Here is a 24,941-nt window from a genome sequence, read left to right on the forward strand (position 1 = left end):
ATGCGATTCGCATTGACCGCAGAACAGAACGATTTCGCCGCCAGCCTGCGCAAGATGGGCGAGGCCGCCAAGACGCCGGGCGTGGTCCGGGCGTGGGGCGAGGGCGAGGCCGCCGCCGGGCGCGCGCTGATCGGCCAGCTGGCCGAGGCGGGCGCGCTGGGCCTGACCGTCTCCGAGGACAACGGCGGCTTCGGCGCCGGTCCGGTCGAGATGATCGTGGCCTTCACCGAGATCGGCCGGGCCGCCGTGCCGGGTCCGCTGGTGGAGACCGCCGCCGCGATTCCCGCACTGCTGCAGGCGCTTCCGGACTCGGCGCTCGCCGCCGAGAAGCTGCCGGAGCTGGCCGAGGGCGCGAAGCTGGGCACCCTGGCGCTGACCGCAGCGGCGGGTGCCAACGCGGGCCGCTCCGCCGGCGCCGCCACCGCGCTGGACGCCGATGTGGCCGACCTGGTGCTGATCGCCGAGGGCGACCGCATCGCGGTGGGCACCGCCGGTAACCTGGTCACGTCGGTGGATGCCGCGCGCCGCCTGTACACCGTGACCGCGGGCGAGACCCTGGCCGAGGGCGAAGGCGTCAGCGCCGCCATCGATCTGGCCTTCGACACCGCCGCCCTGGCCGCCGCCGCGCAGCTGCTCGGCGCGGGCCGGGCCATGTTGGACACCAGCGTCGAGTACGTGAAGCAGCGCCAGCAGTTCGGTACCCCGATCGGCCGCAACCAGGCCATCAAGCACCACCTGGCCAATGCCCACATCGGCCTGGAGATGGCGCTGCCGCTGCTCTACCGCGCCGCCCTGACCCTGGAGTCGGGCGCGGACGCCGAGACCCGCGGTCGCGACGTCTCCGCGGCCAAGCTGGCCTGCGGCGAGGCGGCGTACCAGACCGCGCGCATCGCGCTGCAGGTGCACGGCGCGATCGGCTACACCGCCGAATGCGATCTGTCGCTGTGGCTGACCAAGGTCACCGCCCTGCGTTCGGCCTGGGGCACCCCGGCCGAGCACCGCGCCCGCATCGCCGCCGCCCTGCGCGCCGGCAACGTGGCATGAGCGAGTCAGGCCCGGAGGCGGTAGCGCAGCGTAACCACGCAGGGCCCTCGCTCATGCCGAATATGCGCAGCATGAGCACCTATTACCCGTTGGGAGCGAACGCATGAGCCTCACTGCCGAACAGCAGGAACTCGTCACCACCGTGCGCGCGGTGCTGACCAAGCACGGTGACAGCGCGGCCATGCGGCGCGGGCTGGAGACCGAGCACGGCTACGACGAACAGCTGTGGAAGCTGCTGTGCGAGCAGGTCGGCGTCGCGGCCCTGGCCATTCCGGAGGAGTTCGGCGGCATCGGGGTCGGCCTGGTCGAATCCCTGCTGGTGGTCGAGGAACTCGGCCGCACGCTGTCCGCGCCCCCGATGCTCGGTTCGGCCGTGCTGGGCGTGCAGGCGCTGCTGCTGGCCGGGAACACCGAGGCCAACGAGCGGCTGCTGCCGGAGGTCGCCGAGGGCGCGCGGACGCTGGCCCTGTGCTGGGCGGCGGCGAGCGGCTGGGACGCCTTCGGTGTCCAGTCGAACGGCGGAACCCTCTCGGGCTCAGCGCATTACGTGCTCGACGGCGCGTTCGCCGACACCCTGCTGGTGCTCACCGCCGACGGCCTGTTCGAGGTCGCGGGCGACGCGGCGGGGGTCACCCGCACCGCCGTGGTCACCCAGGACCCGACCCGCAAGCTGGCGCGCATCGAATTCGACTCCGTGGCGGCGACCCCGCTGGGGCAGCTCGACGTCACCCGCCTGCGTGAGATCGCCTGGGCCGCAATGGTGGCCGAGCAGATCGGCGCGGCCGAGCAGTGCCTCGACATGACCGTCGAGTACTCGAAGTCGCGTGTGCAGTTCGGCCGCCCGATCGGCAGCTTCCAGGCCCTCAAGCACCGCATGGCCGACATGTACGTGCTGGTGGAGTCGGCCCGCTCGCTGGGCTACCTGGCGATCGCCGGTCTCGCCGAGGGCGCGATCGACCCGATCGACATCCAGGCCGCTCGCCTGCACGCCATCGACACCTTCAACTCGGTGGTCTCGGAGACCGTCCAGATGCACGGCGGCATCGCCATCACCTGGGAACACGACGCGCACCTGTTCTTCAAGCGCGCCCACGCCGACGCCCAGCTGTTCGGCACCCCCGCCCGCCCCCTGGCCCGCCCGGCCTAGCGGCGACGCTTTCCCGAACGGCCCGTGCGCGATTCACCGCGCACGGGCCGTTCGCCGTCCCCGGCCCGTTCACCTGGATGCCGCCCGCGGTCGATTCCGCCCCGTACCATCCCGCTCATGAACCAACCCATGCCGCCGCAGCAGCCCTATCAGCAGCAGTACCCGCAGCAGGGTCCCGGCCAGCAGCCGTATCCCCCGCAGGGCCAGGCCCCCTACCCGCAGCAGGGCCAGCCGCAGCCGCAGCAGCCTCCGGCCCCGCAGTTCCCGATCCTGGTGTCCACCATGAACGATGTGCCGGGTCAGGAGATCGTCCGGGTGATCGGTGAGGTCGCGGGGCTGACCGTGCGCAGTCGTGGTCTGGGCGCGAACTTCGCGGCCGGGTTCCGGGCCTTGGGCGGCGGCGAGATTCACGAGTACACGCAGCTGCTGTACCAGTCGCGGCACGAGGCGATCATGCGAATGTGCCAGCACGCCATGGCTTATGGCGCGAACGCCGTCGTCGCCATGCGATTCGACTGCAACGAGATCGCCAACACCATGAGCGAGGTCGCCGCCTACGGCACCGCGGTCGTGGTCAAGCCGGCCGGGGAGTAGCCGGGGCGGTCAGTGGTGGAGCACCTCGACCTCGCGGACCGGCTTCTTGCGGCCGAATTTGGCGCGCAGGGGGTAGATCGCCATGACCGCCAGGAGGCTGACGGTGGAGGCGATGAGCTGGTTGCGCTGGTCGGGGTTGCGGGCCATGGCGACGAAGACGGCGAACAGGGCGATGATCACGGCCCAGCTGATGTAGGGGTAGCCCCACATGCGGTAGGTGAGGGCGGAGGGGTCCTCGCGGCGGAGGCGGGCGCGCAGGCGGAGCTGGGAGAACATGATCGCCACGTAGACGAAGGCCAGCACCACGCCGATGGAGTTCACCAGGAAGGTGAAGACCTTGTCCGGGGAGACGTAGGAGGCGATGACCGCGCCCCAGGCGGCGGTGGTGCCGAGCAGGACGGCCCGGGCGGGGACGCCGCGCTTGTTGAGTTTCACCAGGGCGGCGGGGGCGTCGCCGTCGCGGGTGAGGACGTAGAGCGTGCGGGAGGAGACGTAGATGGCCGAGTTCAGCACCGACAGCACCGCGGTCAGGATGACGACCTGCATGATGGTGCCCGCGGCGGGGATGCCGATGTGTTCGAGGGCGCTGACGAAGGGGCTCGTCAGCACCTTGGCGTCGTTCCACGGCAGGATCGTGACCACCAGGAAGATCGAGGCCACGTAGAACAGGCCCACCCGCCACAGCACGCTGTTGGTGGCGCGGGTGACGGCCTTGGCCGGTTCCTCGGTCTCGGCGGCCGCGACGGTGACGATCTCGGTGCCGCCGAAGGCGAACATCACCACCACGATTGCCGAGAAGATGCCTGTGACCCCGTTGGGTGCGAAACCGCCATGGCCGGTGAGGTTCCCGAATCCGGACTGCGACCCGGGCCAGAGCCCGAAGATCCAGGCCAGCCCGACCGCCAGGAAGCCGACGATGGCCACCACCTTGATGGAGGCGAACCAGAACTCGAACTCGCCGAACGACTTCACCGACAGCAGGTTGACGGCGGTCATGATGATCAGCAGTCCGGCCGAGAGCACCCACTGGTCCAGGTCGACCCAGGTGCCGAGGATGGCCGCCCCGGCCACCGCCTCGGCGCCGACCAGGATGACGTAGAGGTACCAGTACAGCCAGCCGACGGTGAATCCGGCGAACGGACCCATGGCCAGGCGCGCGTACTCCCCCATCGATCCGGCGACCGGTCGGGCGACCACCATTTCCCCGAGGGCCCGCAGCACGGCCAGCACCACCAGCCCGGCGGCCGCGTAGGACAGCACGGCGGCGGGCCCGGCGGTCTGGATGACCGAGCCGCTGCCCACGAACAGGCCCGCGCCGATCGCCCCGCCGATGCCGATCATGGTCATGTGACGGCGCCGGAGCCCGGTGCGCAGCCCCTGCGGCTCGGATGGCGTGGCGTCGATGCCCGCCGTCAGCGTGCCGTCCGGCCCCGTCACGCGCGCCTCGACCGGTTCCGACATCTGACCGCCACCTTCTTGTGTTGCCCATAAATTGCCAGCCCACCCTATCGAGCCTGGTCAGCCGGGGAAAATCGCCTCCGGAACCGAGCCGGACACGCATCGGCCCACGTCCCGAATCCGCTTCGCCGCCAGCCGCTTCCATGGCGGGCGTACCGTCGGAAGGTATGACCGAGACTCAGCGCGGCCGAGTACGCGTCGAACCGAGCGCCAAGCGGGTACGCGCCTACCTCGGCGGTCACCTGGCCGCGGACACCGTCACTCCGACGCTGGTGTGGGAGTCCCCGCACTACCCCACCTACTACCTGCCGGTCGCCGACCTGCGGGCCAAGCTGGAACCCAATGGCAAGACCCGCCCGTCCCCCAGCCGCGGCACCGGCACCGAGTTCGATGTGGTGACCGACGGCGTCGTGGCGGCCGGCGCGGCCGTCCGGCACCTCGATTCCCCGCTCCCGGAACTGCGTGACCTGGTGAAACTGGATTTCCACGCCATGACGGAATGGTTCGAGGAGGACGAACCGATCTACGTGCACCCGCGCGACCCCTACACCCGGGTGGACATCCTCGGCAGTTCCCGGCACGTGCGGGTGGAACTGAACGGCCAGGTGCTGGCCGATTCGCACGGCCCGCGCATCCTGTTCGAGACCGGCCTGCCGGCGCGCTACTACGTGCCGCTCACCGATGTCCGGATGGACCTGCTGACACCGTCCGACACCGAGACGCACTGCCCGTACAAGGGCACCGCCGAATACTGGTCGGTTCGGCTCGGCGAGGAGGAGTTCCCGGACCTGGTCTGGATCTACCGCACCCCGCTGCCGGAGAGCCAGAAGATCGCCGGGCTCGCCTGCTTCTACAACGAGAAGATCGACCTGTGGATCGACGGCGAACTCCAGGCCCGCCCGAAGACCCCGTTCAGCTGAAACCCTCAGTCCCCCAGGATCTCCGACACCAACCGGGGTAGCGCGACACCGATCGGGTCGCGCACGATCTCGGCGGCGTACTCGTCGTACGGGGTCGGCTCGGCGTTCACCACGACCAGGTCCGCGCCCGCGTCCACGGCCACCGCGCACATCGAGGCCGCGGGCTCGACCTGGAGCGTACTGCCCACGGCCAGGAAGATCTCCGCGGTCTCGGCGATCTGCACGGCCGCCCGGATCGCATCCGAATCCAGGTGCTGCCCGAACATGATGGTGGCCGCCTTGAGGATGCCGCCGCACTCCGGGCACGCGGGATCCGGGTCCCCGGCGGCGACCTTCTCCAGGGTGGCCGCCATGGAGTCGGTGAATTCGCAGTCGATGCAGACGACTTCGAACATATTGCCGTGGATCTCCACGACCGTGTCCGAGCCCGCCCGTTGATGCAGCCGGTCGATGTTCTGCGTGATGATCCCGACCTGGCGCTCCGCCGCCAGCCTGGCCAGCGCGCGATGGGCGTCGTTCGGGGTGGCCGTCCAGGCCGGATTGTCGCGGCGGGCCAGCCAGGCCCGCGCCCGTAATTCCGGATCGGCCACATAGTTCTGATAGGTGGAGAGCAGTTCCGCGATCGGATCCTCGGTCCAGACCCCGCGCGGCCCACGGAAATCCGGAATCCCGGAATCGGTGGAGATGCCCGCGCCCGTCAGTACCCCGATCGGCCCCTTGCGTGCACGCCAGTCCGTCACGCCTGCCAGCCTAGGCCGCCGCGCCGCCCTTCCGCCTCCGGATTCACCGGCCGTTCAGCAGCCCGCCCGTCTCACACCGCGATGACCGCGGGCTGATCCTCCGCGCGCCGGTACTGTCCGGGCGCCAGCCCGTATTCGCGTTTGAACGCCTTCGCGAACGCGAATTCGCTCTGGTAGCCGACCTTCCGGGCGACGGTCGACAACGGGGTGTCGGATTCCCGGAGCAGTCGCGCCGCGGTGAGCATGCGCCACCGGGTGAGGTAGGACAGCGGCGGCTCACCGACCGTGGCCGTGAAGCGCCGGGCCAGGGTGGCCCGCGAAACACCCGCCACGGCAGCGAGTTCGGGTACCGCCCAGCCCCGCTCGGGCGCTTCGTGCATGGCGCGCAGGGCGGTCGCGACGGCCGGATCGGTGAAGGCCGCGGCCCAGCCGGTCGGCGCGTCGGCCCGATCGTCGAACCAGGCGCGCAGCGCGAACAGCAGCAGGGTCTCCAGCAGGGCCGGGATCGCGGCGTCGGTGCCCGCCCGCGGTTCGGAGATCTCGGCGGCGAGCAGGTCCACCGCTCCGCGCAGGGCGGGGTGGCGGCCGGGACGGGCGGGGAGATGGATGAATTCGGGCAGCTCGTCCAGCAGCGGGTGGCTGCGCTGCCGCCCGAGTTCGTAGGCCCCGCAGACCAGCACGCAGCGCGCGCCCGGCCCGGTGATCTCCCGCGGCTCGCCCGGCCGCGCCCGCTCGGTGACGGCGCTGTCGAGACTGTCCACCAGCAGGTGGTCGGCCCCGCGGGGCATGAAGATCACATCGCCGACGCCGAGGGCCATCGGTTCTCCGTCCGGCGGCACCAGCCAGCACGAACCCTGCAGCACCACATGGAATCCCGAGCCGGGCACCACCGGATACGCGCGGCCCCACGGCGCGTGCCGCACGAACATGCCGGAGGTGGGGTGACCGGTCCGAATGGCGGAGATGGCTTCGCTGAGCAGGTCCACGTTTCGACCGTATCCGCTCGCCGCAGCGTGGTGATTCTCGCGCCGCCCCGCATCCCGGGGCGTCGGGAAATACAGTGAACCGATGAGCGACGACCGTCCGAAACTGGCCGTGGAATTGGATCTTCAGCCGCATCCCGAGGGTGGCTGGTATCGCGAAACCTGGCGCAGCCCAGTGGAATTCACGCCGGAGGACTATCCGGGGCCGCGGGCGAGCGGCACCGCGATCTACTTCCTGCTGCTGCCGGGTGAGAAGTCCGCGCCGCACACGGTGGCCTCGGACGAGATCTGGTTCTGGCATCGGGGTGGTCCCCTGCTGCTGAACATCGGGGGTGAGGAGATCGTCCTCGGACCCGATGTCGAGCAGGGGCAGCGCCCCCAGGCGGTGGTTCCCGGCGGGATCAGCCAGGCCGCCCGTCCGGCGGGAGACGACTACGCGCTGGTGAGTTGCGTCGTCTCCCCCGGATTCGACTTCGCCGACTTCCGGCTCGACTGAGGGAATTTCCACTCTTCGGTTCTCGTGCCCGCCGTGCTTTCGCGCGGCGGGCACACCGCAGGTGGAACCCGGTGGGTCGGCCGATTCAGTCGTCGATCCCGAGAAGTCCTTCGGCGACCGCGTGGTCGATGGTCTTCTCGAGGTTCGGGCACGAGTCCGGCTTCCCGGTGGTGGGACCGGACTCGGCCAGCTTGCGGAAGACGGGGCAGGTGGCGGCCGGGTCGGTCGTCCACTGCACCGTCTTCTGGTTGTGGCTGTGCTTGCGCACCTGCACCTGGGTGCCGCAGGTCTGACACGCGATCGGCGTCAGACCGGACTCCATGTAGTGCTCTTTGTCGACGACCGTCTGGGCGCGCACCTGCGCTCGCTGTTCCGGCCGGTCCGCGAAATCGGGTGCCTTCGCCCAGGTGGTCATCAGGCGTTCGCCTCCTGCGCGGCGGCCGCTTCGGCCTCCGCCTTCTTGCGCAGGTTCTCCTCGACCTCGAGACCCCACTGCTCGTTGGCCTTGGAGGTGTCGATCTCGAATTCGAAGCGCTGCGTCATCTTCGGGTCGATGTCGGCGACATCGACGTAGAACTGCTCGTACCAGCGACGCAGCTGGTAGACCGGGCCGTCTTCCTCGGTCAGCAGCGGGTTGTCGATCTTGGACTTGTGCTTCCAGATCTCGACGTCCTGCAGGAAGCCCTCGGACACGCCCTCGGTCATCTTGGCGGCGAACTTGTCCGCCTGCGCCTCGGGCAGCCCCTGCGGCTTCTGCAGCGACACGCCCCACTGCAGCACGAACGAGTCCTGAGAGACCGGGTAGTGGCAGTTGATCAGGACCGTCTTGACCTCGAAGCCGCTGTAGATGTTGAGCAGCGGGTTGATCATGTACGACGGGCCGAAGTACGACGCCTCGGACTTGAGCAGCACGTCGATGCCGTTCGCGGCCGCCTGGCCGATGTCCGGGCGACCCTTGGTCTCGAGGTACTGGGTGGCGACGTGACCCTCGAGGACGTTCTTGAAGTACGTCGGGAAGGCGTAGTGGATATAGAAGAAGTGCGCCATATCCACGACGTTGTCGATGATCTCGCGGCAGTTGGAGCCCTCGATCAGCAGCGAGTGCCAGGTCCAGTCGGTCCAGCCGTCGTTGAGGCTCTCCGACGGGGTGCCGTCGGCATTGGTGTACGGACCCTCGATGTAGGGGATCGTCACCTCGTCCGAGGGCGGGTTGCCCTCGTGGTCGTGCCACACGTACAGCTGACCGTTGCGCTCGAGCGTGATCCACGCGCGGGTGCGGGCCAGCGGGGGCACGCGGCGGGCGTACGGGATGCCGGTGCACTTGCCGTTGCCGCCCCAGCGCCAGTCGTGGAACGGGCAAGCGATGGAATCGCCCTTGACCTCACCCATGGAGAGGTCGCCGCCGAGATGGCGGCAGTAGGAGTCCAGGACCTTCAGTTCACCCTGGCTGTTCATGAAAACGACCAGCTTGGTGCCGAAAATATTGACCGAGTGCGGCTTGCCGTCCCGGAAGTCCTTGGCCAGGCCTACACAGTGCCAGCCCCGGGCAAAACGGGTGGGCGCGGCGCCCACGTCGATCTCGCGGACCTTTCCGCGGGGCCCTTGGGGGGTTGTCGCCATTTCCTGATCCTCCTATGGATGTACTAGAACACGTTACAAAATCGGCTGGCCGTTTGCCAGCGATAGGACCAACTACCAGGATGGCGTCTCTCTGAGCTGGGCATGAACCGCGTTCTCGACAGGAATAAGAACGTGTTCTACTCTCAGGGGCAAACGAAGACCGCTTCCGGTCCCCGTACCAGGCAGGAGCAACTGGCGAGATGACGCAAGAAGTAGTTGAGCGGGTAGAGGCGCTGCTGCCGACCCTGCGTGAGCGCGCCCAGGAGACCGAGGATCTGCGCCGCCTTCCGGACCAGACCGTCAAGGATCTGCAGGCGACCGGCTTCTTCAAGCTCGTGCAGCCCAAGCAGTGGGGCGGCTACGCCTGCGACCCGGTGATCTTCTATGACCAGGTCCGCAAGCTGGCCAGCGCCTGCGGTTCGACCGGCTGGTGTGCCGGCATCCTCGGCATCCACAACTGGCACCTGGCGCTGTTCGACCAGAAGGCCCAGGAAGAGGTCTGGGGCAACGACACCGAGGTCCGGATCTCCTCCTCCTACGCCCCGATGGGCGCGGGTGTGGTGACCGAGGACGGCTCGGGCTACACCGTCAACGGTTCGTGGGCCTGGTCCTCAGGTTCCGATCACGCCGACTGGGTGTTCGTCGGCGGTCCGGTCATCAAGAACGGCAAGCCGGTCGACTTCGGCTCGTTCCTGATCCCCCGCAGCGAGTACGTCGTCAACGATGTGTGGCACGTGGTGGGCCTGCGCGGCACCGGCTCCAACACCGTCGTGGTCAAGGACGTTTTCGTTCCCAAGCACCGTTTCCTCAGCATGCGGACCATGGGCGAACTGAAATCGCCTGGCCTGGAGCAGAATACCGATCCGCTGTACAAGATGCCGTGGGGCAGCATCCACCCCGCCACCATCACCGCGCCGATCATCGGCATGGGTTACGGCGCCTACGAGGCCCACGTCGAGCACCAGGGCAAGCGCGTGCGCGCCGCCTTCGCCGGCGAGAACGCCAAGGACGACCCGTTCGCCAAGGTCCGGATCGCCGAGGCCGCCAGTGACATCGACGCCGCCTGGCGTCAGCTGTCCGGCAATATCGCCGACGAGTACGCGTGCATCGTGGCGGGCAAGGACGTCCCGTTCGAGATGCGTGCCGCCGCCCGCCGCGACCAGGTGCGCGCCACCGGCCGCGTGATCGCCTCCGTCGACCGCCTCTTCGAGGCCGCCGGCGCCACCGCACTGGTGGAAGGCACTCCGCTGCAGCGCTTCTGGCGTGACGCCCACGCCGGCCGCGTGCACGCCTCGCAGGATCCCGAGCGCGCCTACGTCATGTACGGCACCCACGCGTTCGGCCTGCCGGTCACCGACGGAATGGTGTAATCCGTGACGGCCGTAGAGGAAATCACCTACGAGTCCACCTCGCGCTTCGCGCAGGTGCGACCGGACCTGAAGCTGCACTACCACGAGGCGGGCGTCGGTAACGGCCCCACCATCGTGCTGCTGCACGGCGGCGGTCCGGGCGCGAGCTCCTGGTCGAACTTCGCCAAGAACATTCCGGTGCTGGCCAAGGACTTCCACGTCCTCGCCGTCGACCAGCCCGGCTTCGGGCAGTCCGACAAGCCGACCGAGCACCCGCAGTACTTCGTGCACTCGTCCTCGGCGCTGAAGGACCTGCTCGACACCCTCGGCATCACCGATCGCGTTCACCTGCTGGGCAATTCGCTCGGCGGCGGCGCGGCCACCCGCTTCGCGCTGGACTACCCGGACCGCGCCGGCAAGCTGGTGCTGATGGGCCCGGGCGGCCTGTCCACCAACCTGTTCGCGCCGGACCCGACCGAGGGCGTGAAGCTGCTGTCCAAGTTCAACTTCGAACCCACGAAGGAGAACCTGGAGGCGTTCCTGCGGATCATGGTCTTCGACCAGTCGCTGATCACGCCGGAACTCGTCGAGGAGCGTTTCGCCTCGGCCTCGCAGCCGGAATCCCTGGCCGCCACCCGCGCCATGGGCAAGTCCTTCGCGGGCGCCGACTTCGCCAAGGGCATGATCTGGCGCGACGCGTTCAAGCTGCGTCAGCCGGTGCTGATGATCTGGGGCCGCGAGGACCGCGTGAACCCGATCGACGGCGCGCTCGTGGCGTTGAAGATGGTGCCGCGCGTGCAGCTGCACGTGTTCGGCGGTTGCGGGCACTGGGCGCAGCTGGAGAAGTTCGACGAGTTCAACCGCCTGGCAACCGACTTCCTGCTCGGCGTCAAGGAGAAGTGACCATGAGTATCAAGGCACTCGGGTACATGCGCATCGAGGCCACCGACATGGCGGCCTGGCGCGAGTACGGCCTCAAGGTGCTCGGGATGATGGAGGGCTCGGGGCTCAACCCCGACGCGCTCTACCTGCGTATGGACGACTTCGCCGCGCGTCTGATCATCGTGCCGGGCGAGCAGGACCGCCTGCTGGTCTCCGGCTGGGAGGTCACCGACGCCAAAGGCCTGCAGGAGCTGCGCGAGAGCCTGGACAAGGCCGGGGTCGCCTTCACCGAGGGCACCAAGGAAGAACTCGGTGAGCGTCGCGTCGAGGGCATGATCCGTTTCCAGGATCCGGCCGGCAACACCCTGGAGGCGTTCTACGGCGCCCAGTACCTGGGTCGCCGTTTCGTCAGCCCGTACGGCCACAAGTTCGTGACCGCCGAGCAGGGTCTGGGCCACGTGGTCCTCACCTGCACGGACGACGCTGCGGCACAGGCGTTCTACCAGGACGTGCTGGGCTTCCGCCTGCGTGACTCCATGCGTCTGCCCCCGCAGATGGTGGGCCGTCCCGCCGACGGCGACCCGGCCTGGCTGCGCTTCTACGGCTGCAACCCGCGCCACCACGCGCTGGCCTTCCTGCCGCTGCCGAACCCGACCGGGATCGTGCACCTGATGGTCGAGGTGGAGAACTCCGACGATGTCGGCCTCTGCCTGGATCGCGCGAACCGCAAGAAGGTCAAGATGTCGGCGACCCTGGGTCGCCACATCAACGACAAGATGCTCTCCTTCTACATGAAGACGCCGGGCGGATTCGACATCGAATTCGGCTGTGAGGGACTCGAGGTCGACGACCACTCGTGGATCGCGCGCGAATCCACCGCGGTCAGCCTGTGGGGCCACGACTTCACTGTCGGATTCAAGTAGCGAGTACGGACAACAGGGGCGGCCGAACAGTGACCGAGGCAGAATTGACCACGAACGCGACCACCGACGGGCACCCCGTCATCGATGGCCGGCAGTTCCGGAATGTGCTGGGGCAGTTCTGCACCGGCATCACCGTCATCACCACCTTCGACGGCGAGGGTGACGAGCGGGCGCCGATCGGCTTCGCGTGCCAGTCGTTCGCCGCCCTGTCCCTCGATCCGCCGCTGGTGCTCTTCTGCCCCACCAAGGAGTCCCGCTCCTGGAAGGCGATCGAACGCAACGGCAGTTTCGCCGTGAACATGCTGGCCGAGGAGCAACAGCCGGTGTGCGCCCGCTTCGGTTCCCGCGAACCCGACAAGTTCGGTGGAATCGACTGGCACACCTCGGAACTGGACCTCCCGGTTTTGGACGGCGCGTTGGCCACGATCCAGTGCACTGTGGACAACGTGCTCGACGGCGGCGATCACTACATCGTGATCGGCCGGGTACAGGCCCTGTCGGAGTCCACCGACTCCGGCAGGCCGCTGCTCTTCTACCGCGGCCAGTACACGGCCATCGAACCGGAGAAGACCACCCCCGCCCCCTGGCGCGCCGACCTCGAACACTTCCTCACCACCACCACGCTCGACACCTGGCTGTGAGGCGGGTTCCTCCAGAACCCTGGCGATAGAAAAAGGCCCCTGTGGATTTCATCCACAGGGGCCTTTCACATTGGGGAAGGCTGGGGGCAAACCCCCACCCTCAACGTCGATAGTTCCTCTTGGACTGGAAAACCTCCAGATCGACAGCGCCTTCGGCCACTGCCTTCTGGAGACGAGCAAGAGCCGAAGCTCGGCGGCGAACAGCGCGGAGTTCCCGCAGGACCGCTCGTACAGATCGCATCACACCACCCCTCATAGTTCTGAACTAGCCCGCCGACGAACGCATCGAATGCGTCCGCGAGTTGCTCGAAAACCTGTTGGCGGGGACGGAAACCGGCCTGTTGCTGCCCTTCGCCCGATCTCTTCGCGAATGGCAGGCCACCGCTGAGATCCACTCCGACCCCGAGTTGACCCGCCGCCTACGCGGACCGTTCGACATCAGCGACGCTACCGATGTCGAACGCCCGGGTAGGACCGATGGCTGATCAACTCGGCAGAGGCGATGAAGTACGACGACCTGACGCGCCAGCACTCGCTCAGGGGCGCGCTCGGGCACGTCGAGGTAGGCGAAATGCGTTTGGATCAATGGCAATACGAGGTCACCGGCAGTGGCCGGATCTGGTATGCGATCGATGACGAGCGACGCATCGTGTGGGTGACTCTCGCGGGGACCGGCCATCCCCGCCAAACCGATAAACGTCGACATTGAACGCCACCGGGCCGCAACCGGAGTCGGTTGCGGCCCAGTGGAGACCGGGGTCAGGAGTGGGTGAGGACCACGTCGGCGAGGACGGGGGCGTCGTCACGCTCGACGACGGTCACCGCGATGACGAGCTCGCCATCCTGCTGCCAGATGCGGGAGCGGAGGGTCTCGCCGGGGTACATGACGCCGGCGAAGCGGGCGCGGAAACCCTTGACGCGGGAGACATCCGAGGCCAGGGCGGTGTCCGTGGCGGTCTTGAGGACCAGGCCGTAGGTGCACAGGCCGTGCAGGATGGGGTTCGGGAAGCCGGCGTTGCGGGCGAACTCGGGGTCCGAGTGCAGCGGGTTGCGGTCACCGCACATGCGGTAGAGCAGGGCCTGCTGCGGCAGGGTGGGGGTGAGCACCTCGAAATCCGGTGCGCGGTCCGGGAGTTCGGTCTTGGCGGACGGGCCGCGGTCGCCGCCGAAGCCGCCCTCGCCCTTCGCGAAGATGGAGGAGCGGGAGGTCCACAGGGGTTCGCCGTCGGAGCCGACCGCGGTGTCCTCACGCCAGATGACGGCGTTGGAGCCCTTGTCCCAGATCTCGCTGATCTTGCCCGCGATGGTGCCCTTGCCCGACGCCGGGATCGGGCGGTGCACGATGATCTCCTGGCTGCCGTGCACGACCTTCGCCAGGTCGATGTCGATGCCGTCGAACTTGACCTTCGGCGCCTCGGTCTCGTGGAACGAGGGCGCGACGGTGCCGAAGGACGGCAGCACGGCCGGGTCCCGGTCGTCGAGGTAGCGCAGCTCGGCCGGGTCGGTCCAGCGGTTGCCCGCGCCCAGCGCCAGGTTGTAGGTCTGCACGTCGCTGGCCGACCAGCTGAAATCGCGCGCCGGGATCTGCGCGCCGAGCGCGACACTCAAGTCGATGGGCATGAAAGTTCTCCTCGTGATCGCGACCCCACTCGGGTCCGAGTTGACGTCGTAGTGCCGAACCCGCGAGCCCCGTTCGTTGGGTCCGATGGTTCAACGCGGCCGCCGAGTCCGCAAGCTTGCGCCCGCTGACCGGGTAGCGCGTCGCCGCGCACGGCTCCTGATGCTCGGGATATAGACCGGACCCGCCATCGGAAAGAGCGTTCGCGATGGCGGATCCGGGTTCTTCAGTTGTCGTCACACACCCCGCCGGGATAGAGCGGTACGACGGGATGTGTGGGTGGGTTGGGCGCGGACTCGACGTGACCCGACTCGCGCCCAACCCGATCCTGAACCGGGTTGGGACGGTTCAGGACGCCTTGTCGGCCGTCACCGGCGCGCCGTTCTTCGCCTTGGCGGCGATGTCGAGAGCGGCCAGGTAGCCGAAGGTGATCGCGGGTCCGATGGTCGCGCCGGGACCGGCATAGGTGTGGCCCATGACCGGCGACGAGGTGTTGCCGGCGGCGTAGAGGCCGTCGATCACGGTGCCGTCCTCGCGCAGCACGCGGGCGTCGTTGTCGGTGACCAGACCACCCTTGGTGCCCAGGTCGCCGGGGACCATCTTGACCGCGTAGAACGGGCCGACCTCGAGCTTGTTGAGGCACGGGTTCGGCTTGATGGTCTCGTCGCCGTAGTAGCGGTCGTAGGCGGAGTCGCCGCGCTTGTAGTCGAGATCCTTGCCGGTCTCGGCGAAGCCGTTGAAGCGCTCGATGGTGGCGGCCAGGTTGTCGGCGGGGACGCCGATCTTCTCCGCGAGAGCTTCGACCGAAGAGGCCTTGACAATGAGGTCGTTTTCCATCCAGCGGGACGGAATCGGCTGGCCAGGCTGCAATCCGGCGAAGATGTAGCGAGACCGGTAGCGCTGATCGAACACGAGCCAGCACGGCACGTTCTCGCCCGGACCCTCACCCTGCCCGTATTCGCCGCCGTACATGGTGTGCACAGCCTCGACGTAAGGAGCGGACTCATTACCGAATCGCTGACCTTGCGTGTTGATCATGATGGATCCGGGCAGGTTTCGCTCGGCGAGGCAGAACCAGGGCTTGCCTTCGCCGCGGAAGGTGGTCGGACCCCACCACGAGTCGTCCATGAAGTCGATCGCGCCGCCCGCTTCGATGCCCGCGCGGATGCCGTCGCCGGTGTTGGCCTCGGCGCCGGTGGTCCACTCGGTGGTGATGGGCTCACGCTGGTACTTGTGCCGCATGTCGGCGTTGCGCTCGAAGCCGCCGCTGCCCAGGATCACGCCGTACTTGGCGTTGAACCGCACGGTCTCGCCGTTCTCGGTGGCCTCGACGCCGGTGACCACGCCGTTCTCGATGACCAGGCCGGTCAGCGGGGTGTTCAGCAGCACCGGGACGTTCGCGTCCAGCAGGCCCTTGCGCAGACCCGCGATGATCGCCTGGCCCATGCCGACCAGCGCCTTGCCGGTGGCCTTGCCCCACGCCCAGCGGGTGCCGACGCGCAGCACGCGCAGGATGCCGCTCGGGTGGCGGCGGATCAGGTTGAGCTTCTTGTAGTCGGCCTGCATGACGACCACGTTCAGCGGCGCCTTGCTGTAGGGCGGCTCCAGATTGAAGCGCTCTGCGCCCAGTACCTTCAGGTTGAAGGGCTTGGGCTCGCAGGAGCGGCCGTCCGCCTTGCCGCCCGGTGCCTCCGGGTAGTAGTCGGAGTAGCCCGGCACCCAGGTCATCTTCAGCGCGGAGTGGTCCAGGACGTAGTCGAACGCCTCGGCGCCGCGATCGATGTAGGTGTCGATCTTCTCCTTGGGCACCACGTCGCCGATGATGCTGTAGAGGTAGGTCCGCGCCTCGTCCAGGTCGTCGCCCTTGCCGGCGGCCTTGAGCACCTTGTTTCCGGGAATCCAGACGCCACCGCCCGAACGCGCGGTAGAACCGCCGTAATGAGCGGCTTTTTCGATGAGCACCGTGCGCAGACCGTGGTGCGCAGCGGTGAGGGCGGCGGACATACCGGCGGCACCGCTGCCGACCACCACCACGTCGTAATCCCGATCAGTCATGTAGAACACGTTATAGAATCAATCCTGGTTTGGTCTATGTTGGTCTGGCAGATGGGACTGCTGAAGCGATGTTCTTCACAAAAACTCGTTTCAATTTCTAGTCTCGTTACCGTAGGGCCACCGGCCGGTACCCCCGATGGAAGGAACACAGCGTGCTGACCGACGCGCTTCGCAAGGAACTGGCTGACGAACTCGCCGCGGCCGAACGGGATCGCACCCCGATCGACCCGCTGGTCGCGCGGCACCCCGAGATCGACGTGGTCGACGCGTACGAGATCCAGCTGATCAACATGCGGCAGCGGTTCGCCGGTGGCGCGAAGGTGGTGGGCCACAAGGTCGGCCTGTCCTCGCTGGCCATGCAGCAGATGATGGGCGTCGACGAGCCCGACTACGGGCACCTGCTCGCGGAAATGGAAGTCTTCGAAGACGTTCCGGTCGACACCGCCAAGTACCTGTACCCCCGCGTGGAGGTCGAGGTCGGGTTCATCCTGGGCGCCGACCTGCCCGGCGAGGACTGCACCGAGGAGGACGTCCGCAAGGCCACCGTCGCCTACGCGCCCTCCATCGAGCTGATCGACACCCGCATCAAGGAGTGGAAGATCGGCCTCTGCGACACCATCGCCGACAACGCCTCCTCGGCCGGCTACGTGCTCGGCCAGGCCCGCGTCGCGCCGGAACTGCTGGACATCAAGGCCATCGACGCCGTGCTGACCCGCAATGGCGAGGTCATCGCCGAGGGCCGTTCCGACGCCGTGCTCGGCGATCCCACCATCGCCGTCGCCTGGCTGGCCCGCAAGGTCGCCCAGTTCGGCGTGCGGTTGAAGGCGGGCGACATCGTGCTGCCCGGCTCCTGCACCCGTGCCATCGACGCCCGCCCGGGCGACGAGTTCATCGCCGAGTTCGCCGGACTCGGTTCCGTCCACCTGGGTTTCGCGTAAGCGCCGCCCCGACTGACACAGACCTCACCGAGTAGGAGAAAGCCGTGACTGCAAGCAAAGTCACCGCCGCGATCGTCGGGTCCGGCAACATCAGCACCGACCTGCTGTACAAGCTGCTGCGTTCGGACAAGATCGAGCCGCGCTGGATGATCGGCATCGACCCCGATTCCGAGGGCCTCAAGCGCGCCCGCGGCCTCGGCCTGGAGACCTCCGCCGAAGGCGCGGACTGGCTGCTGGCGCTGCCGGAGAAGCCGGACCTGCTGTTCGAGGCCACCTCCGCGTACGTGCACCGCGCCTACGCGCCCAAGTACGCCGAGGCCGGCATCCGTGCCATCGACCTCACCCCGGCCGCCGTCGGCCCCGCTGTCATCCCGCCGGTCAACCTCGACACCCTGCGTGACGAGATGAACGTCAACATGATCACCTGCGGTGGCCAGGCGACGATTCCGATGGTGCACGCGGTGTCCCGCGTCGTTCCGGTCGACTACGCCGAGATCGTGGCGTCGGTGTCCTCGGTGTCCGCTGGTCCGGGTACCCGCGCCAACATCGACGAGTTCACCAAGACCACCTCCGCGGGTGTCATGAACATCGGTGGCGCCAAGCGCGGCAAGGCCATCATCATCCTGAACCCGGCCGAGCCGCCGATGATCATGCGCGACACCATCTTCTGCTCGATCCCCGAGGATGCCGACCGCGACGCGATCACCGAGTCGGTGCACCGCATGGAGAAGGCCATCCAGGAGTACGTGCCCGGCTACCGCCTGCTCAACGAGCCGCAGTTCGACGAGCCGTCGCTGGTGTCCGGTGGCATGGCGAAGGTGTCGATCTTCGTCGAGGTCGAGGGCGCGGGCGACTTCCTGCCGCCGTACTCGGGCAACCTCGACATCATGACCGCGGCCGCCACCCAGGTGGGCAATGTGCTGGCCGACCAGATCATCTCGGCTCGGGTGTAAGGAGAACCGACAGTGAGCAATTCGAACATTCTGAAGCCGTTCTCCGCGGATCTCGACGTCCGGGTGACCGACACGTCGCTGCGCGACGGCTCGCACCACAAGCGCCACCAGTTCGTGGTGGAAGAGGTCCGTGACATCGTCGCCGCCCTCGACAACTCCGGCGTGCCGGTCATCGAAGTCACCCACGGTGACGGCCTCGGCGGTTCCTCGTTCAACTACGGTTTCTCGAAAACCCCTGAGCAGGAACTGATCAAGGTCGCGGCCGAGACCGCCAAGCAGGCCAAGATCGCCTTCCTCATGCTGCCGGGCGTCGGCGTCAAGGAAGACATCAAGATCTCGCAGGACAATGGCGCGAGCATCTGCCGCATCGCCACCCACTGCACCGAGGCCGATGTCTCGATCCAGCACTTCAACATGGCACGCGACCTCGGCCTCGAGACCGTCGGCTTCCTGATGATGGCGCACTCCACCACCCCGGAGAACCTCGCCAAGCAGGCCCGCATCATGGCCGACGCCGGCTGCCAGTGCATCTACGTCGTCGACTCCGCCGGCGCGCTGGTGCTGGAGCAGGTCTCCGACCGCGTCTCCGCCCTGGTCGCCGAGCTCGGCAATGACGCGCAGGTCGGCTTCCACGGCCACGAGAACCTGGGCCTCGCGGTCGCGAACTCGGTGTACGCCGTGCGCGCGGGCGCCACCCAGATCGACGGCAGCGCACGCCGTTTCGGCGCGGGCGCGGGCAACCTGCCCGTCGAGGCCTTCATCGGCGTCTGCGACAAGCTCGGCATCAAGACCGGTGTCGACTTCTTCGCCATCACCGACGCCGCCGAGGACGTCGTCCGCCCGGCCATGCCGAGCGAGTGCCTCCTCGACCGCCAGGCCCTCATGATGGGCTACGCGGGCGTCTACTCCTCCTTCCTCCGCCACGCCGAGCGCCAGGCCGAACGCTACGGCGTCTCCGCGGCCGAAATGCTCGTCCGCGCCGGCCAGCGCAAGCTGGTGGGTGGCCAGGAAGACCAGCTCATCGACATCGCCCTGGAGCTCCAGCGCGAAAAGGAGAAGTCGGCCGCCAACGCCTGACCCACCCGCTCGACGCTGGGCCGCAACCGAATTCGGTTGCGGCCCAGCGTCGTTTGGGGTGGATGCAGGTCAGGCGCCGCGAGCGGCGATGCGGCCGTGGTTCTCGCGGGCGAACTGTCTGGGGGACTGGCCTTTCTAGGCGCGGAAGGCGGAGACGCTGGCGGAGCCGAGGCGCTGGGCGGCCTGTTCGACGGTCATGCCGGTGACGAGGAATCCCCAGACAGCAAACCGACCGTTTCGGTTGAAAGTTCGCGGAAGGTGGTGCCCTCGTCGGCGAAGCGGCGGCGCAATGTTCGGACGCTGCTGTCCAATTCGGCGGCTATGCGCGATTGGTCGGCTATTCCTCCGCGAGCGATGAGCAGGTGCCGGGCGCAGCCGCTGACGCCCTGGCGGCGTTTCCGGCGTTGCAGGAGTTCGGCGCACTGGCGTTCATAGAAACGGGCGGTCGCGTAATTCGCCTGAGGTAGTGGAAGTTTCTGAATACTGGACGGTCCGGCAAGAACTGAACGCTGCGCGTTGAAGACCACCTCCTCGACGCCGAGCATCGCCCCGAACATCTCGTAGACCGGATGCGGAGGGAAGGCGACCGCGACCCGGGCGATGGGCGGGCGCAGCGGCATCACGTCCTGCTGAATTGTCCAGATGGCGGCCACATCCCGCTCCACCGCGAAACGCCGCAGGTCGGCGGGCACGCCGCTGCCGTCGCGGACGATGGAGACATCGTCGCCGGTGACGACCAGGTGGTGCCGCGCCACGGTGAACGACAGGTCCGCGTAGCGCAGGGCCAGATCCACGGCCTCGCGGACGGTCGGGCAGCTCATCAGGGCGGACCCGAGGACGCCGAGACTCGGTGGATGACACAGCAATCCGGCCATAAGCCCCATACCGGGCTCACCCCCGACTCCGGCCACGACATTGCGTATCAGGGCCAGCTCCTGCGCGAGGCTGATCTCGGCGGCCGAATCCATCAGATCCCGCTCACGAATTCCGGTGTAGTGCAGCAGATCAGCGGCTGCCAGGCCATTGGCCGACCGCGAATTCGACGAGGAGCGCCGCACTGGTGATGGAGCGCGACTGGGCATGACCGTCCGCCACCTCGAAATAGTCGCAAACATTCAGCGTGCCGCGCGGTGCCCCGAGCGGGGGAGTTGCTGAAAGCGGCCGAAATTCGATTGTTCCTGACCCAGGACACGCTGGAGGCGTAACGTTTCAGGGCATACGGTGAATATCTAGCTATCAACTGAATATCTCTCTGACTACATCCGATAGACATGGAGAAGGTGAACGAATGGCCGCCTGGCAAGTGTTCACGGCCACCCTCGCAGCGCTCGTGGTCACGGCAATCGCCATCATGAGTCTGCACCACCCCCACCAGGATCCCGATCGGCTCTCAGTGGATCGGATCCGCGATCGAATCACCAAGGAGCACAACGCCTTGGCGTTGGCTGCCACCGCACCATCCTCCTGGTCGCACCTCGCCCCCGATCACCCCCTGGGCGTCCAGGAAGCCCACCGCACCATGCAGCAGCACCGCCGCTGCCCGGTCGCCGAATGTCAGCGCAAAGCCGCGGCATTCCGGGCGCTCATCGACGCCGGCCGGATCAAGCCGACCCGGATGCCGCCCGCGCTCCAATAATTCCCGCCCACCGTGGATTCCGTCCTGCTCGAGTCCTGCCGGGAGCTCACAGACCGGCGAGGTAACCGGGCGGGACGGCGGCCACCAGCCAGACCCCATTGGCGCTGACCCGGAACTCGTGACCGTCGCGGTGCATCGCGGCGGCGTCCACGGTCAGCACGATGGGTCGGCCTCGACGTGAACCGACCTTGACGGCGGTCTCGGTATCCGCCGACAGATGGACGTCGTGGCGGCGCATGGGCCGCAGGCCCTCGGCGCGAATTCCGGACAGGGCCGCGGCAACGGTGCCGTGGTAGAGCAGTTCGGGCGGCGTGGTCGCCCGGTACTCCAGGTCTACGTCGACACTGTGCCCCTGACTCGCGCGGATCCGAGTCCCCGTCGCGTCGAATTCGAAGCGGCGCTTGTTGTTCCGTGCCACCACCTCGTCCAGTTCGGGCCGCGTGACGCCGCGGCCGTGCCGGGCCAGTCCCGCCAGCAGCGCGGTGACATCCACCCAGCCGGCCGAGTCCAGGGTGAGCCCGATCGCCTCGGGGGCGTGCCGCAGATGCCGGGACAGCCGCTTGGAGGTCCGGACGAGCTGTTGCTCGTTCATGCGATAGTCGTTCATGTTCGCGAGTGAAGCAGTCCCGCACGCGAATTCGAAGCGATTTTCGCCGGGACGCTAGGCCGCCGGGTCGCTCGACAGCCCGCGCACCAGCATGGCGTACAAGGCGATCACGGCGAACGGCGCGAGGATCGGCACCCAGGTCAGTCCGGCGGGCAGCACGGTCGCCGCCCCGGCCGCCACGGTGAACAGGAGCGCGCCCGCGACCGACGGAATCGTGGTGGGCACCACGCCCGCCGGGGCCGACACGCTGGCGATGTTCAGCAGATAGGTGGTGGCGACCAGCCCGATGCCGCCCGCGACCAGCGCCCCGGTGCCGACCCAGGCAAGCGCCGCCATGGCGGCCAGCACGGCAAGCACCGCGCAGGCTCGCCAGCGCCAGCCCGCCGCGGCCAGCACGGCCACCGGCACTGCGGCCCAGGGCAGGATGACGGCCACCGCGCCCGCGAGCAGAACGCCGGACAGTACGGCCAGGAACTTCGTCATCGGCGAACCCTCACGGTGCGGCGGTGTTCGGGCAGCATCCGCATCACCTGGTCGAGCCGGGTGTCCTCGGGCCAGGGCACGATGTCGACGCCGACGGTGCCCATGTCGCGGTACATGGAGGTGCGTTCCAGCTGCCACATGCGGGCGAGCGTATTGTCCAGGCCCTCGCCGAACGGCGGCCCGCGCAGCACGTCGATCACCACCACGACGTGGCCGCGTTTGCGCAGATCGATGAGGGCCAGCGCGAATTGGGTGTCGAGCAGGGTCGAGAAGGCGATGATGACCGCGCCGATCGGGACCGCGGAGTGCGGGGCCAGCGAACCCTGCATTTCCATGTGCTCGTCGCCGACGTCGAGGACCGCGTCCACGATGCGATAGAACTGGCGGCGGCCGATATCGGGCCGCAGCCAGCGCGGGCTGCGGCCCAGGCACACCACCGCGGTGCGGTCACCGGCCTGCAGCGCGGACTGCGCCACCTGGGCGGCGCCGCGCACCGACAGCTCCAGCGACTCCGAGGCGGGGCCGGGGGCCTGCATCGAGGTGTCCACCAGCACCACCACGTCCGCGGCCCGGTTGGTGAAGCGTTCGGTCACGAACAGCTGCCCGCGCCGCGCGCTCACCGGCCAGTTGACGGTGCGCAGCTGGTCGCCCGGGGTGTAGGCCCGGATGTCGGCGTATTCGACGCCGGGGCCGTGCCGCCGGGTCAGGTGCGAGCCCATACGTTCGGGAAGTTCGGTGCGCGGCAACCGCATCCGCTGCGGGTCGGTGATCGGGTAGATGTACAGCTCCCCCGCGGGCAGCCGCACCGAGGCCACCGCCAGTCCGGCGGGGCTGAGCGCGGTGATCCGCATGGGCACCGGGTACCGGCCCCAGCGCGCCGCCGACAGCGCCAGCCGCAGCCCGGCCGGGGAGACGCCGGAGTCGACCGTCTCCTCGACGTGGATCTCCATGTCCGGCAGGGGTTCCGGATGCAGCCGCAGCAGCGCGTGGCCGCTCTCCACGAAGGCGGCGGCGGTCAGCACCACCTCCTCGGTCTCGAAGCAGCGCAACACCCCGGACCCGTCGATCTGGATCCGGGTGCGCGACTGCTGCAAGGGCGCGGAGGCCAGCACCCCGAGCATGGGCGCGGCGAACACCACCAGCTGCCATTTGCCCAGGATCACCGCCAGCACCAGCGCGAGCGCCGACACCGCGGCGAGCATGAACACCAACGGCGCGGGCCGCCAGCGCAGTTCGGCCTCGACGGAGGCGGTGGTGTCGCGATGCTTCATGCGTGCCTCAAGCGGTGGTGGCGCGCGGGACGGGCAGGCGGCGCAGCAGTTCGGAGATGACGTCCTCGCCGCGGATGCGGCGCACCCACATCTCGGGGCGCAGCGTGATGCGGTGCGCCATGGCGGGAATGGCCAGCGCCTTCACGTCCTCGGGGACCACGTAGTCGCGGCCGTTCAGCAGGGCGCGGGCGCGCGCCATCTGCACCAGGTCGAGTTCGGCGCGCGGGCTGGCGCCGACCTCCACCTGCGGGTGGCCGCGGGTGGCGGAGGCGAGCGAGACCACGTAGCCGACCACATCGGGGTGCACGGTCACGAATTCGACGGACTGCCGCATCTCGAGCAGGCCCTCGGCGTCCACGACCTGCCCGATCTGGGCGGGCTGCGCACCGCGTTCCAGGCGGCGGCGGATCATGTTCATCTCGTCGTTCTCCGACAGGTACCCGAGCCGCAGCTGCATGGCGAAGCGGTCGAGCTGGGCCTCGGGCAGCGGGTAGGTGCCCTCGTACTCGATCGGGTTGTCGGTGGCGAAGACGATGAAAGGCTGTGGCAGCGGGAAGGTCTCACCGTCGATCGAGACCTGGCCCTCGGCCATGGCCTCCAGCAGGGCGGCCTGGGTCTTGGGCGGGGTGCGATTGACCTCGTCGGCCAGCAGCATATTGGTGAACACCGGGCCGCGCCGGAAACTGAAACGGCCCGAATGCATGTCGTAGATGGTGGAGCCGATCAGGTCGGCGGGCAGCAGGTCCGGGGTGAACTGCACGCGGGTGAAGTTCAGCCCGAGCGCGGTCGCGAAGGAGCGCGCGATCAGGGTCTTGCCCAGGCCGGGCAGATCCTCGATCAGGATGTGGCCGCCGGACAGCACCGCGATCATGATCAGCTGCAGCTCGTCCCGCTTGCCGACCACGACCCGGGATACTTCGCGCAGTACGGCGTCGGTGCGCTTGATGGTCACGTCCATCGGTGATGTCATGGCAACTCTCGCATCTCATCTCACATGTCTTGTAGCCGACGCAGGATCTCGTCGAGGGCTTCACGGCCGGGGGCGCGATTGACCTCGTCGCGCAGCGCCGAGTTGGCCGGGTCCACCCACCGCCACAGTTCGGGGCCGAACTGTAGCTGTCCCGCCACCTCGAGGGCCCGGCGGTTCTTGTTCATCCGATGCCCGCTGGTCAGCTCGAATTCCTTGGCCAGCAGCGGCCGCAGGTGCCGGTCCCAGTCGGCGCGGGTGCCCTCGGACCGGTCGGCCAGCATCGTGGCGCGCGCCTGCCAGCGGCGCAGCATCTCGACGGGGCCGTTGTCGATGTCGTTGTCCTCCTCGACGGGGGCGAGCCGCCGCGACCGCTCGACCAGCGTCCACACCAGCAGTCCGAGTGCGCCCGCCACCGGAATGCCGGTGAGCAGCGGCAGCAGTTCGCGCTGATTGCCGAGCGCGACGAACTCGAACAACACCACCAGCACCACCGCGCCGGTCACGATCGCGCCCCGATTCATGGCCGATCCCCCGTT

27 protein-coding genes are annotated in these 24,941 nt (G+C 68.2%); 14 read left to right on the plus strand and 13 right to left on the minus strand.

Annotated features, from left to right (window positions below; translation table 11 throughout):
- The 3 genes from ACWEOI_RS02910 (at window position 1) to ACWEOI_RS02920 (ending at window position 2,785) form a co-directional block, all read left to right on the plus strand.
- The gene (locus tag ACWEOI_RS02910; RefSeq protein WP_452358801.1) at window positions 1-1,044 is read left to right on the plus strand and encodes an acyl-CoA dehydrogenase family protein; all 1,044 of its coding nucleotides are present in this window, start codon (window positions 1-3) and stop codon (window positions 1,042-1,044) included.
- Between the two features lie 103 nt (window positions 1,045-1,147).
- On the plus strand, window positions 1,148-2,191 hold the full coding sequence (locus ACWEOI_RS02915; RefSeq protein ID WP_452358802.1) for an acyl-CoA dehydrogenase family protein: 1,044 nt from the start codon (window positions 1,148-1,150) through the stop codon (window positions 2,189-2,191).
- Between the two features lie 117 nt (window positions 2,192-2,308).
- Window positions 2,309-2,785 (plus strand): YbjQ family protein, encoded by a 477-nt coding sequence (locus ACWEOI_RS02920; RefSeq protein ID WP_433670214.1) that lies wholly within the window; start codon window positions 2,309-2,311, stop codon window positions 2,783-2,785.
- A gap of 9 nt (window positions 2,786-2,794) precedes the next feature.
- Here ACWEOI_RS02920 and ACWEOI_RS02925 read toward each other — a convergent pair whose 3' ends face one another.
- Window positions 2,795-4,246, minus strand: a complete 1,452-nt coding sequence (locus ACWEOI_RS02925; RefSeq protein ID WP_433670212.1) for an amino acid permease — start codon at window positions 4,244-4,246, stop codon at window positions 2,795-2,797.
- A gap of 164 nt (window positions 4,247-4,410) precedes the next feature.
- Between ACWEOI_RS02925 and ACWEOI_RS02930 the strand changes: the two genes are divergently transcribed.
- The gene (locus tag ACWEOI_RS02930; protein ID WP_379279914.1) at window positions 4,411-5,163 is read left to right on the plus strand and encodes a DUF427 domain-containing protein; all 753 of its coding nucleotides are present in this window, start codon (window positions 4,411-4,413) and stop codon (window positions 5,161-5,163) included.
- A 5-nt stretch (window positions 5,164-5,168) separates the two neighbouring features.
- On the opposite strand, the gene ACWEOI_RS02935 is transcribed toward ACWEOI_RS02930, so the two are convergent.
- Window positions 5,169-5,903: a Sir2 family NAD-dependent protein deacetylase gene (locus ACWEOI_RS02935; protein WP_433670210.1), complete on the minus strand. Its 735-nt coding sequence runs from the start codon at window positions 5,901-5,903 to the stop codon at window positions 5,169-5,171.
- A 71-nt stretch (window positions 5,904-5,974) separates the two neighbouring features.
- The gene (locus ACWEOI_RS02940) at window positions 5,975-6,889 is read right to left on the minus strand and encodes a cupin domain-containing protein (protein ID WP_433670208.1); all 915 of its coding nucleotides are present in this window, start codon (window positions 6,887-6,889) and stop codon (window positions 5,975-5,977) included.
- 82 nt (window positions 6,890-6,971) lie between these two features.
- On the opposite strand from ACWEOI_RS02940, the gene ACWEOI_RS02945 reads away from it, so the two are divergent.
- Window positions 6,972-7,382, plus strand: coding sequence for a cupin domain-containing protein (locus ACWEOI_RS02945; protein ID WP_379279917.1), 411 nt, complete (start codon window positions 6,972-6,974; stop codon window positions 7,380-7,382).
- A gap of 85 nt (window positions 7,383-7,467) precedes the next feature.
- Here the strand turns inward: ACWEOI_RS02945 and ACWEOI_RS02950 are convergent, their stop codons facing one another.
- Together ACWEOI_RS02950 and ACWEOI_RS02955 are read right to left on the minus strand one after the other, a co-directional pair.
- Complete coding sequence (locus ACWEOI_RS02950) at window positions 7,468-7,797, minus strand: hypothetical protein (RefSeq protein WP_357089840.1); 330 nt, start codon at window positions 7,795-7,797, stop codon at window positions 7,468-7,470.
- Entirely contained in the window at window positions 7,797-9,002 is a 1,206-nt protein-coding gene (locus ACWEOI_RS02955; RefSeq protein WP_433670206.1) for a Rieske 2Fe-2S domain-containing protein, read from the minus strand. The genes ACWEOI_RS02950 and ACWEOI_RS02955 overlap by 1 nt, the downstream gene beginning before the upstream one ends.
- Before the next feature lie 200 nt (window positions 9,003-9,202).
- On the opposite strand from ACWEOI_RS02955, the gene hsaA reads away from it, so the two are divergent.
- From hsaA to ACWEOI_RS02980, 5 genes are all read left to right on the plus strand, one after another.
- Window positions 9,203-10,372, plus strand: coding sequence for a 3-hydroxy-9,10-secoandrosta-1,3,5(10)-triene-9,17-dione monooxygenase oxygenase subunit (gene hsaA, locus ACWEOI_RS02960; protein WP_379106041.1), 1,170 nt, complete (start codon window positions 9,203-9,205; stop codon window positions 10,370-10,372).
- A 3-nt stretch (window positions 10,373-10,375) separates the two neighbouring features.
- A complete protein-coding gene (gene hsaD, locus ACWEOI_RS02965; RefSeq protein ID WP_357089847.1) occupies window positions 10,376-11,254 on the plus strand; it encodes a 4,5:9,10-diseco-3-hydroxy-5,9,17-trioxoandrosta-1(10),2-diene-4-oate hydrolase in 879 nt (292 codons plus the stop codon).
- 2 nt (window positions 11,255-11,256) lie between these two features.
- Window positions 11,257-12,156 (plus strand): iron-dependent extradiol dioxygenase HsaC, encoded by a 900-nt coding sequence (gene hsaC / locus ACWEOI_RS02970; protein WP_433670201.1) that lies wholly within the window; start codon window positions 11,257-11,259, stop codon window positions 12,154-12,156.
- Window positions 12,157-12,185: 29 nt separating this feature from the next.
- Window positions 12,186-12,797 carry a 3-hydroxy-9,10-secoandrosta-1,3,5(10)-triene-9,17-dione monooxygenase reductase subunit gene (hsaB, locus tag ACWEOI_RS02975; RefSeq protein ID WP_433670199.1) on the plus strand — a complete coding sequence of 204 codons (612 nt, stop codon included), beginning with the start codon at window positions 12,186-12,188 and terminating at the stop codon, window positions 12,795-12,797.
- 502 nt (window positions 12,798-13,299) lie between these two features.
- On the plus strand, window positions 13,300-13,506 hold the full coding sequence (locus tag ACWEOI_RS02980) for a hypothetical protein (protein ID WP_452358803.1): 207 nt from the start codon (window positions 13,300-13,302) through the stop codon (window positions 13,504-13,506).
- Between the two features lie 50 nt (window positions 13,507-13,556).
- Here the strand turns inward: ACWEOI_RS02980 and ACWEOI_RS02985 are convergent, their stop codons facing one another.
- Window positions 13,557-14,417, minus strand: a complete 861-nt coding sequence (locus ACWEOI_RS02985) for a MaoC family dehydratase (protein WP_379278611.1) — start codon at window positions 14,415-14,417, stop codon at window positions 13,557-13,559.
- Window positions 14,418-14,763: 346 nt separating this feature from the next.
- Complete coding sequence (kstD, locus tag ACWEOI_RS02990; RefSeq protein ID WP_433670197.1) at window positions 14,764-16,479, minus strand: 3-oxosteroid 1-dehydrogenase; 1,716 nt, start codon at window positions 16,477-16,479, stop codon at window positions 14,764-14,766.
- A 143-nt stretch (window positions 16,480-16,622) separates the two neighbouring features.
- Between kstD and ACWEOI_RS02995 the strand changes: the two genes are divergently transcribed.
- Genes ACWEOI_RS02995 through dmpG form a run of 3 tightly spaced genes read left to right on the plus strand, consistent with a single transcriptional unit; the run spans window position 16,623 to window position 19,438 of the window.
- Complete coding sequence (locus tag ACWEOI_RS02995) at window positions 16,623-17,408, plus strand: fumarylacetoacetate hydrolase family protein (protein WP_433670195.1); 786 nt, start codon at window positions 16,623-16,625, stop codon at window positions 17,406-17,408.
- Between the two features lie 44 nt (window positions 17,409-17,452).
- On the plus strand, window positions 17,453-18,361 hold the full coding sequence (locus tag ACWEOI_RS03000) for an acetaldehyde dehydrogenase (acetylating) (RefSeq protein WP_213558314.1): 909 nt from the start codon (window positions 17,453-17,455) through the stop codon (window positions 18,359-18,361).
- A gap of 12 nt (window positions 18,362-18,373) precedes the next feature.
- Entirely contained in the window at window positions 18,374-19,438 is a 1,065-nt protein-coding gene (gene dmpG, locus ACWEOI_RS03005) for a 4-hydroxy-2-oxovalerate aldolase (RefSeq protein ID WP_246598189.1), read from the plus strand.
- Window positions 19,439-19,632: 194 nt separating this feature from the next.
- Here the strand turns inward: dmpG and ACWEOI_RS03010 are convergent, their stop codons facing one another.
- Window positions 19,633-20,520, minus strand: coding sequence for an AraC family transcriptional regulator ligand-binding domain-containing protein (locus tag ACWEOI_RS03010; protein ID WP_452358804.1), 888 nt, complete (start codon window positions 20,518-20,520; stop codon window positions 19,633-19,635).
- 206 nt (window positions 20,521-20,726) lie between these two features.
- Here ACWEOI_RS03010 and ACWEOI_RS03015 point away from each other — a divergent pair, with 206 nt between their 5' ends.
- Window positions 20,727-21,074 carry a hypothetical protein gene (locus ACWEOI_RS03015; protein ID WP_433670189.1) on the plus strand — a complete coding sequence of 116 codons (348 nt, stop codon included), beginning with the start codon at window positions 20,727-20,729 and terminating at the stop codon, window positions 21,072-21,074.
- 46 nt (window positions 21,075-21,120) lie between these two features.
- Here ACWEOI_RS03015 and ACWEOI_RS03020 read toward each other — a convergent pair whose 3' ends face one another.
- Genes ACWEOI_RS03020 through ACWEOI_RS03040 form a run of 5 tightly spaced genes read right to left on the minus strand, consistent with a single transcriptional unit; the run spans window position 21,121 to window position 24,926 of the window.
- Window positions 21,121-21,681, minus strand: a complete 561-nt coding sequence (locus tag ACWEOI_RS03020; RefSeq protein ID WP_452358805.1) for an RNA 2'-phosphotransferase — start codon at window positions 21,679-21,681, stop codon at window positions 21,121-21,123.
- A 54-nt stretch (window positions 21,682-21,735) separates the two neighbouring features.
- The gene (locus tag ACWEOI_RS03025; RefSeq protein WP_433670186.1) at window positions 21,736-22,164 is read right to left on the minus strand and encodes a hypothetical protein; all 429 of its coding nucleotides are present in this window, start codon (window positions 22,162-22,164) and stop codon (window positions 21,736-21,738) included.
- Window positions 22,161-23,435, minus strand: coding sequence for a DUF58 domain-containing protein (locus ACWEOI_RS03030; protein ID WP_433670184.1), 1,275 nt, complete (start codon window positions 23,433-23,435; stop codon window positions 22,161-22,163). The genes ACWEOI_RS03025 and ACWEOI_RS03030 overlap by 4 nt, the downstream gene beginning before the upstream one ends.
- 7 nt (window positions 23,436-23,442) lie before the next feature.
- A complete protein-coding gene (locus ACWEOI_RS03035) occupies window positions 23,443-24,405 on the minus strand; it encodes an AAA family ATPase (protein ID WP_357275813.1) in 963 nt (320 codons plus the stop codon).
- 20 nt (window positions 24,406-24,425) lie between these two features.
- Entirely contained in the window at window positions 24,426-24,926 is a 501-nt protein-coding gene (locus ACWEOI_RS03040; protein ID WP_357275810.1) for a hypothetical protein, read from the minus strand.
- Window positions 24,927-24,941: the final 15 nt, after the last annotated feature.

The sequence above is a fragment of the Nocardia sp. NPDC004340 genome, from assembly GCF_053602575.1.

Excerpts from the sequence above, each read along its gene's own strand:
- ACWEOI_RS02920 (WP_433670214.1), top strand. The coding sequence starts at position 2,309 with ATGAACCAACCCATGCCGCCGCAGCAGCCCTATCAGCAGCAGTACCCG.
- ACWEOI_RS02915 (WP_452358802.1), top strand. The coding sequence starts at position 1,148 with ATGAGCCTCACTGCCGAACAGCAGGAACTCGTCACCACCGTGCGCGCG.
- ACWEOI_RS03025 (WP_433670186.1), bottom strand. The coding sequence starts at position 22,164 with ATGACGAAGTTCCTGGCCGTACTGTCCGGCGTTCTGCTCGCGGGCGCG.
- hsaA (WP_379106041.1), top strand. The coding sequence starts at position 9,203 with ATGACGCAAGAAGTAGTTGAGCGGGTAGAGGCGCTGCTGCCGACCCTG.
- ACWEOI_RS03040 (WP_357275810.1), bottom strand. The coding sequence starts at position 24,926 with ATGAATCGGGGCGCGATCGTGACCGGCGCGGTGGTGCTGGTGGTGTTG.
- ACWEOI_RS03035 (WP_357275813.1), bottom strand. The coding sequence starts at position 24,405 with ATGACATCACCGATGGACGTGACCATCAAGCGCACCGACGCCGTACTG.
- ACWEOI_RS02950 (WP_357089840.1), bottom strand. The coding sequence starts at position 7,797 with ATGACCACCTGGGCGAAGGCACCCGATTTCGCGGACCGGCCGGAACAG.
- ACWEOI_RS03020 (WP_452358805.1), bottom strand. The coding sequence starts at position 21,681 with ATGAACGACTATCGCATGAACGAGCAACAGCTCGTCCGGACCTCCAAG.
- ACWEOI_RS02930 (WP_379279914.1), top strand. The coding sequence starts at position 4,411 with ATGACCGAGACTCAGCGCGGCCGAGTACGCGTCGAACCGAGCGCCAAG.
- ACWEOI_RS02910 (WP_452358801.1), top strand. The coding sequence starts at position 1 with ATGCGATTCGCATTGACCGCAGAACAGAACGATTTCGCCGCCAGCCTG.
- ACWEOI_RS02980 (WP_452358803.1), top strand. The coding sequence starts at position 13,300 with ATGAAGTACGACGACCTGACGCGCCAGCACTCGCTCAGGGGCGCGCTC.
- ACWEOI_RS03030 (WP_433670184.1), bottom strand. The coding sequence starts at position 23,435 with ATGAAGCATCGCGACACCACCGCCTCCGTCGAGGCCGAACTGCGCTGG.
- ACWEOI_RS02955 (WP_433670206.1), bottom strand. The coding sequence starts at position 9,002 with ATGGCGACAACCCCCCAAGGGCCCCGCGGAAAGGTCCGCGAGATCGAC.
- ACWEOI_RS02925 (WP_433670212.1), bottom strand. The coding sequence starts at position 4,246 with ATGTCGGAACCGGTCGAGGCGCGCGTGACGGGGCCGGACGGCACGCTG.
- ACWEOI_RS03010 (WP_452358804.1), bottom strand. The coding sequence starts at position 20,520 with ATGCCCAGTCGCGCTCCATCACCAGTGCGGCGCTCCTCGTCGAATTCG.
- ACWEOI_RS02985 (WP_379278611.1), bottom strand. The coding sequence starts at position 14,417 with ATGCCCATCGACTTGAGTGTCGCGCTCGGCGCGCAGATCCCGGCGCGC.
- ACWEOI_RS03015 (WP_433670189.1), top strand. The coding sequence starts at position 20,727 with ATGGCCGCCTGGCAAGTGTTCACGGCCACCCTCGCAGCGCTCGTGGTC.
- hsaC (WP_433670201.1), top strand. The coding sequence starts at position 11,257 with ATGAGTATCAAGGCACTCGGGTACATGCGCATCGAGGCCACCGACATG.
- ACWEOI_RS02945 (WP_379279917.1), top strand. The coding sequence starts at position 6,972 with ATGAGCGACGACCGTCCGAAACTGGCCGTGGAATTGGATCTTCAGCCG.